At 68.2% G+C, this 6,909-nt stretch carries 5 protein-coding genes; 2 read left to right on the plus strand and 3 right to left on the minus strand.

Features of this window, described 5'->3' with window-relative positions; genetic code table 11:
* Positions 1-91 precede the first annotated feature (91 nt).
* The gene (locus ACH5AF_RS35205) at positions 92-571 is read right to left on the minus strand and encodes an ASCH domain-containing protein (RefSeq protein WP_223837665.1); all 480 of its coding nucleotides are present in this window, start codon (positions 569-571) and stop codon (positions 92-94) included.
* On the minus strand, positions 568-2,628 hold the full coding sequence (locus ACH5AF_RS35210; protein ID WP_398907614.1) for a GNAT family N-acetyltransferase: 2,061 nt from the start codon (positions 2,626-2,628) through the stop codon (positions 568-570). The genes ACH5AF_RS35205 and ACH5AF_RS35210 overlap by 4 nt, the downstream gene beginning before the upstream one ends.
* A gap of 377 nt (positions 2,629-3,005) precedes the next feature.
* On the opposite strand from ACH5AF_RS35210, the gene ACH5AF_RS35215 reads away from it, so the two are divergent.
* Together ACH5AF_RS35215 and ACH5AF_RS35220 are read left to right on the plus strand one after the other, a co-directional pair.
* Positions 3,006-3,530 (plus strand): hypothetical protein, encoded by a 525-nt coding sequence (locus tag ACH5AF_RS35215; protein ID WP_398907616.1) that lies wholly within the window; start codon positions 3,006-3,008, stop codon positions 3,528-3,530.
* A gap of 531 nt (positions 3,531-4,061) precedes the next feature.
* Entirely contained in the window at positions 4,062-5,150 is a 1,089-nt protein-coding gene (locus ACH5AF_RS35220) for a hypothetical protein (protein ID WP_398907618.1), read from the plus strand.
* A gap of 275 nt (positions 5,151-5,425) precedes the next feature.
* Here the strand turns inward: ACH5AF_RS35220 and ACH5AF_RS35225 are convergent, their stop codons facing one another.
* Complete coding sequence (locus ACH5AF_RS35225; protein WP_398907620.1) at positions 5,426-6,754, minus strand: class I SAM-dependent RNA methyltransferase; 1,329 nt, start codon at positions 6,752-6,754, stop codon at positions 5,426-5,428.
* Positions 6,755-6,909: the final 155 nt, after the last annotated feature.

Consider the following 6,909-nt stretch of genomic DNA (forward strand, 5'->3'; position numbering starts at 1 on the left):
CCACCTGGCACCTCACCCCGGCCACCGCATAGCGAAAAGGGCCGCCCGGCCTCCGGCCGGACAGCCCCACAACAAGATCTTCAGCAGCCTTCTAGGCCGGCGTCAGGTCGTTCAATGCGCCCTGAAGGGCCGCTCCGGTCACTGGTGCTACCTCAGCGACCTTCCGGAGGTCTTCGCCGGTCAAGTACCGGTAGCTCTGCGGCGGGTGGAACGTGCCGGAGGCTCGCAGCGCGGCCAGCGATACCGGGTCCTCGAAGGTGATCGGTTCCTCGAGTGACAGACCGCTGGCCTGAGTCGCTCCGCTCATGTACTCGTCATACTCACGCCGACTGATCCCGGCACTCGTGCGGCTGGCCGACCAGACCTCCCGAGGGGAGGCCACCTGCACGGAAGCAATCCGCGCCATGCCCACGATGGCCATCGTGGGCGCGGTCGCATAGAGGAGTACTGGCGTTCCAGGCGGGGCGGCGACGCGCTGCCGACGGACCTCCACCGTCTTGGTCCCAGCCAGGATCGCCGTGGCAAACCGAGGGTGGACGGACAGCAGCATCGCGCGCTCCGGATCACTCACGTCTTTCGGTGCCCCTCTTCGTACATGGCATGGAACAGCGCACTGCTGATCTTCGACAGCTGCATCGGCGGTATCCACCGTAGCCCCAGCCCCTTGGCCAACGCGGTCACTCGTGCATGCGTCACCTGTACGGGAAAGATCTCCGTGTCCGAAAACCTCAACGCCATGGCCTTGCCCGACACATCGGCTGCAGCACGCACTTCGGCATGACCATATACGCCCAGGTGTTCGAATCGCGAGAAGAGGGTGTCGGGGTCGTCGATGACCACCTCGTCGAGGCGCGAGCAGCCGATGACCATCTTGCCCTGCTGCCCGGAAGTCCCCTCGCTGACGTACCACAGGATCCGGGCGGGAACGCTCTCTCCTCGGTGTCCGGACGAGCGGTAGTAGACGTGCTCGCGGCTGATGCCCAGTACGTCGTCCCGGGGAACGAGCATGGCCGGAACGTCAAAGAGCTCCGTGGACCAGCGTGGCTTGATGGGCGCGATGAAGGAGGGCAGGGCCGTGTCAATCAGTTTGGCCGGCCACCACACCCGCTCGGCCATGCTCGCGATCTCGGGCGACACGCGATCATCCAGCCGCGGAGCCGACCGCCTCATGCGTTTTGCGATCTCCGCAGCCTTCTGCGAGACAGCCTCGGCAGGTCCGCAGACGTCGACCAGCAGTGCGGTGAAGCCGCTCTCGTCCTCGGTGAAGCCGTCGGCGCCGGCCGCCGTCATCGCTGTCGGCGACAGGAACGGATCGGTGATACGGACCGCCTGCGCCTCTCGCTCTCGGCCAAGCCGCTTGAGCATGAACAGCAGTTGCCGCGCCAGTGTCTCCTCCAGCGGGTGCGATGCCGTGCGGAGAAACGCGACGTTCAGCGTGCGGCCGTCCATGGCCCAGACGTAGAGAGCTACCGGATGCCCCTCTCCGTCCCGGAGTAGCTCCCTGCGCCACAGCACCCCGTCATCGGCGAGACTTTTCAGCCGCTCCGCGAAGGCCGTTCCACGGTCGCCCTCGGCCTGGTCGAAGAAGGCGACCAGCTCTCCTTCACTGCCTGGCGCGATCTCCTCGGCGGAGAAGGTAGTGCCCATGAGATCCGCAGGACGGTACACCTGGGCCTGGCGCAGTTCGTCCACATGCAGCGTGACCACCGCCGGGGAGACGACCTTGACCCGTGCGACGTCCCAGGCGATGTCTGCCAGAGCCGCCAGTGCGGGATCGCGCGTCACCAGTACCTGGAGCCCGGCACACGACGTCTCGGCCACGTAGCGCAAGCGGGCGCGGTGCCGGCCATCGAGGGGGACATCAGGAAGCTCCTTCCTCGCTGCCGCGGCCAGCTCCTCCAAGCGGATGGCCACGGCGGCGCTGTTGGGAGACAGTGACCGCAACTCGACGAGCCCCGCACGCTGATGGTTGCGCGCCTCACGCTCCTCGACATCACGTACATCGTGCAGAAGCTGTGGAGTGAACGCGAGCTCGATCAGGTCGGCGAGCCATCCCGCCGCGAGAGCACGTGACTCCGCAACAGCGCGCTCCGCTCCCGTACCGCGCAGCCCGGCGAACACGCCGTGATCGACGGTCACCACCAGCAGCGCATCGCTCTGAGCCTCCGTGAACAGGTCCTCGTGCCCCAGGTCGAGCCACCAGGTGTCCAGCGTCTTCTTGTCCTTGCCCCGCCCCAGGCTCTCTCCCTTGGGAACAAAGCCCAGCGCCGTCCACATGCCGCTGAGTCCGTAGTCGCGCCGGCACTTCGCGCGAATGCCGAGCCGATGAGCGTGCCGCGCGCGGATCGCCTCGATCAGCTCACGAGCGACACCCTTGCCTCGGTGTTCCTCTGCCACGCACAAGTGAGCCAGCCGCACATGCAGGCTCCGCTTGGGCAGCCCGAAGAGGGCGTAACCGACGACCTCCTCGTCATCCACGGCTACCAGCAGGCCGTCGTCCTCAGCGTGCTTACGGTAGGCAGGCGGCGTCAGCAGACCCAGATACTTCGTGTATCGGTCGCCCAAAGCGATAACCGCGTCCAGCAGCTCCGACTGCTCCGCAGACACCGGCAGCACTCTGATCGCCATGTTCCCCCTCCGGTTCTCTCAACCGACAATGCCCCAGGACGGCATACTGCCCAACAGCGTCAGTGGCGAGCCACTGATTGATCAAAACCGGCTAACTGGCGGGAATCCGTCTGCTCTTGTTTCGTTCGAGTGGATGGGCGGCGGTGTTGGGTTTGCGCCCGGCGGCGGCTTGACCGGGACCGTCGGTTGCTCGTCGACGGTAGCCCATGGCTTGCTTCAGAGCGGCCATCGCCGCCGCACCACGCGAGCCCACGCGGCTGGCCTCGGAGCGTACGCGACACGCACCCCGGCGGTCACTCATGGGCAGAACCGCAAGCTGGTTGACCAAGACCGTTCTTCCCCACGGCCGCGTAGGCGCCGCTTCTACGCTGACCGTCATGCGCGAAGTCGAATACCGGAGCAGCGGGGTTCCGTTGGAAGAGTACGAACTCACCCGCAGGGACCACCGCCGTCAGAAACAGAGCGAGGAGAGCAGCGTATCGATTCGACGACAGGTCGAAGAGGACAATGCCAAATGCCGGGCAGACCCGGCGATGGCAGAGCGCCGCCGCCAGGCGTTCGAGAACGTCGCGAAGCTGATGCAGTCCTTCAAGAAGGCCGACCACGAGATCATGCGGTGGCGTGTCCGGCTGTACTGCGGCCACATCATCGAGACGGAGGCGCATTACACGTACACCGACCCCATCGATGCTGGAGGGTCCAGGAAGCAATGCCCTGAGTGCGGAGATGCCTGGCAAACGATCGTGGCCTTCGAACCCATCGGACTGCGCGGCGAGCCACCGGAACCCACGGTCCCCACACCTCCGCCGCCCCCGAAGAAGCCGACACGAGCCGAACTCGAACGACGCGTTAAGACGCTGGAGAAGGAGAACGAAAGCTTGCGCGCGAAGTTCAGTGGCTGAAGGTCCCGACCGAAGCCACTGGGCTGTCTCGCCAGCAGGTCACGGAGGTCGAGTTGATGGCAACGGTGAAGGCGCCGCCCGCGCGGACATAGACATGGTCCACGTCACCCCCTCGTTCGAGCGAATTTTTTCGAACCACCCGTCGCTGCCGAACGGAACTGACAACATGCCGCCGTCGCACGTCAACCTCGAGTCGAAGGCGGGCCATTGGAACGGCAGGTCAATGAGCGGCAACTCTCGGTGCTGCAGTGGGTGGAAGACGGATGCCCTGCCGGTGTTTGGGAGACCAGCTCCTACAAGAGCACCTGTCAGGCACTGCAGAACCGGGGCTTGGTCACGGTTTCCCGGAAGGCCGGGCAGTGGAGCGTCACCCTGACGAGTGCTGGCCAACACTACCTGGCGCACGGCGCGTACCCTCCCCGCGGGTCACGCCCGCCGAAGACCCAGGCCGCCGCTCCACGACCCCAGTCCACCCGAGCGCAGGAAACTCCGGCCGCCGGGCGGAGGCCAAGCCCTCCATCACAGCCTCGGGTGACGTTCACGGAGCAGCTGCTGCAAGAGCTCGCGGAGGCCGGCGGCAGGATCGTCAAGAGCGGAAGCGGGCCGGACTTGGAGAAGTGGCCGTCTCGCGTCGCCGCGGCACGCAGGTCCGGAAGGATTCCGGAGACGAAGGAGCTGTACGGGGGTTGGTGCCAGGGCGGGTACGAGATCAAGCTCGTCGACATCCCCGCCTGGCGCCTCGCCGTCCTCGAACCCGTCCCCGTTCCCTCCCGGCTCACGCGGCCGCACACCGTGGTCCGGGCCATGCAGAACGAACAACAGCCACTGGGCCTCACGAAGCCCGTCCAAGGACGTGCCCTCCGGCTCGTCCAGGCGCTGATCACCGCTGCCGAGGCCGAAGGACATTCCAGCTCGGCAGGACAGACCGGCTTCGCGCCCCCGTCTCATCGCCGTCGTAGGGCATCTCCCCACTTCACCATCACCGCACAGGGCCAGACTGTGGGGTTCCTTGTCCTCCAGGAGCAAGACCGGACCGAGCACGTCGCCACCGAGAAGGAACTCACCGCGGCCAAGAAGGACTCCTGGGTCAGGATCCCCCGCTTCGACTACACCCCGTCCGAGCGTCTCCGCTTCGTCCTCAGCGGCGGCCAACCGCATCGGGCCAGCGAATGGTCCGATACCCCCGGCCACCCCCTGGAAGACCAGCTCGCCGAGATCGCCCAGGAGGTCACCCTCCGCGGCGAAGCCGCCGAGCGCAGACGCCTGGACGAGATCGAAGTGGCACGCCAGAAGCGCATCCGCTGGGAAGCCGCCATGGAAGAAGCCCGAATCCGGTACGCCGAGGCGTACCGCGTCAGGCACTTCGAGGCGCAGGAAGCGACATGGCGCCACGCCACCCGACTGACGGAGTACGTGAGCGCTGTACGCACCCGGGTCGAGGCCATGCCCCCAGGCCAGACCCGGACCGAAGCCGAAGCCTGGATCGACTGGGCAAGGGCCCGCGTGGAGCGCCTCGACCCACTGAACACACCGCCCCGGCTGCCCGACATTCCCGAGCCACGCCTCGACGACCTGAAGCCCTTCCTCGGGCACTGGAGCCCCTACGGCCCCACCTACTGACGCCCGCTCCGCCACACGTCCGGCCGCCGAAGTACGGCAGCAGCGCGCCTGCCACCGCAACCAGCGGCGGGCGCCGTAACCCGGCGGAATCTTCTTCAAGTTCCCGCAAAACCAGCCCACGGGAGCGCGCCTCCCAGCCAACGTGACCTGCACGATCAGCCATGTGACGTCCCGTCAGAACGAGCGTCATTTGAGCGTCACGAGCGTCATTTCAGCGTCAAGATATCGCCCGTAACGCCCACACTGCACATAATGCGCACGGGAGAAACCGCAGGTCAGGCGCCCTTTGCGGCCGGTTCAAGGATGGCGACACACTCCACGTGGTGGGTCATCGGGAACAGGTCGAACGCCCGCAGTGTGCGCGGCTTGTAGCCGCCCTCGCGGAAGTACGCCAGGTCGCGGGCCAGCGCCGCCGGGTCGCAGGCCACGTAGGCGATGCGGCGGGCGCCCAGTGAGGCGAGGTGCTTGACCGTCTGCCTGCCGGCGCCCGCGCGCGGCGGGTCGAGGACGATCAGGTCGACCTCGGTGATCCGGGTCCGCGGCAGGACCTGCTCCACCTTGCCCTGTTCGATGCGGACGCGCTCGAAGTCCTGGAGGTTGTGCCGGGCGTCCTCCACCGCGCGCTTGCCGGACTCGATGCCGAGCACCGCGCCCTTCTCGCCGACCCGGTCCGCGAGCGCGCCCGCGAACAGGCCCACGCCGCAGTAGAGGTCGAGTGCCATGTCGCCCTTGCGCGGCAGCAGGCCCTGCATCACGGCCTTCACCAGGACGTCCGCCGCCTGCGGGTGCACCTGCCAGAAGCCGCCCATGCCCACGCGGTACGTACGCTCGTCGGCGCGCTCACGGACGAAGGCGCGGCCGTGGACCCGGTGGACACCGCCGTCCTTCTCGTCCACGCGCAACACCGAGACGGGCTTGTCGAGTTCGACCAGCGGGAGCCGGCCGCCGGGGCGCGGGGTGAGGACGACCTGGCGGTCGTGGGAACCGGTCGCCGCGATCGCCTCCACCGCGGCCATCTGCGGCCATTCCCGCTTCTCGATGCCCAGTTCGCTGACGCCCGGCGCCGCGATCATGCAGTGGTCGATGGGCTGGACGTCGTGCGAGCGGTGTTTGCGCAGCCCGGCGCGTCCCTCTGCGTCGATCGCGTACTGCACCCGAGTGCGCCAGGCGGGCACCTCGCCGGCCGGGAGCTTGTCGCCCGGGGCCGGCATCACGGTGCCGTCCCAGCCGGCCTCCTCGGGGGTCAGACCGGCGAGCCGCTGCAACTGCTCCGCGATCACCTCGCCCTTGAGCCGCCGCTGCGCACCCGGCTTGGCGTGCTGCCAGTCGCAGCCTCCGCACAGGCCCGGCCCGGCATACGGGCAGGGGGCCTCGACGCGGTCCTTGGACGCCTCGACGATCCGTACGGCGTCGGCGCGCAGGAAGCGCGAGTCCTCCTCACCCTCGGTGACGCGGGCGAGAACCTTCTCGCCGGGCAGCGCGTGCCGTACGAACAGCACGCGGCCCTCGTCGGTGCGGGCGATGCAGTGGCCGCCGTGTGCCACGGGACCGACCTCGACCTCGTACTCCTCCCCGATCAGCGAAGAATCCGGTGCGTTCTGCATGAGGGGGTGACTCCAGAGGTGAGACGTGGGGGGGGGGGGGGGGGGGGCCCCCCCCCCCGCGCCGCCCGGGGGGGGGGGGGGGGGGCGGGGGGGGGGGGGGGGGGGTCGGCCCGGGCGCGGGCCCCCCCGCCGGGCGCGGGCCGCACCCCGCGCGG

This window comes from Streptomyces sp. NPDC018833, assembly GCF_044390825.1.
Taxonomy (GTDB): Bacteria; Actinomycetota; Actinomycetes; order Streptomycetales; family Streptomycetaceae; genus Streptomyces.

Bases quoted from the DNA above. Each gene is read 5' to 3' on its own strand.
- ACH5AF_RS35210 (WP_398907614.1), bottom strand. From the start codon at position 2,628: ATGGCGATCAGAGTGCTGCCGGTGTCTGCGGAGCAGTCGGAGCTGCTG.
- ACH5AF_RS35215 (WP_398907616.1), top strand. From the start codon at position 3,006: ATGCGCGAAGTCGAATACCGGAGCAGCGGGGTTCCGTTGGAAGAGTAC.
- ACH5AF_RS35225 (WP_398907620.1), bottom strand. From the start codon at position 6,754: ATGCAGAACGCACCGGATTCTTCGCTGATCGGGGAGGAGTACGAGGTC.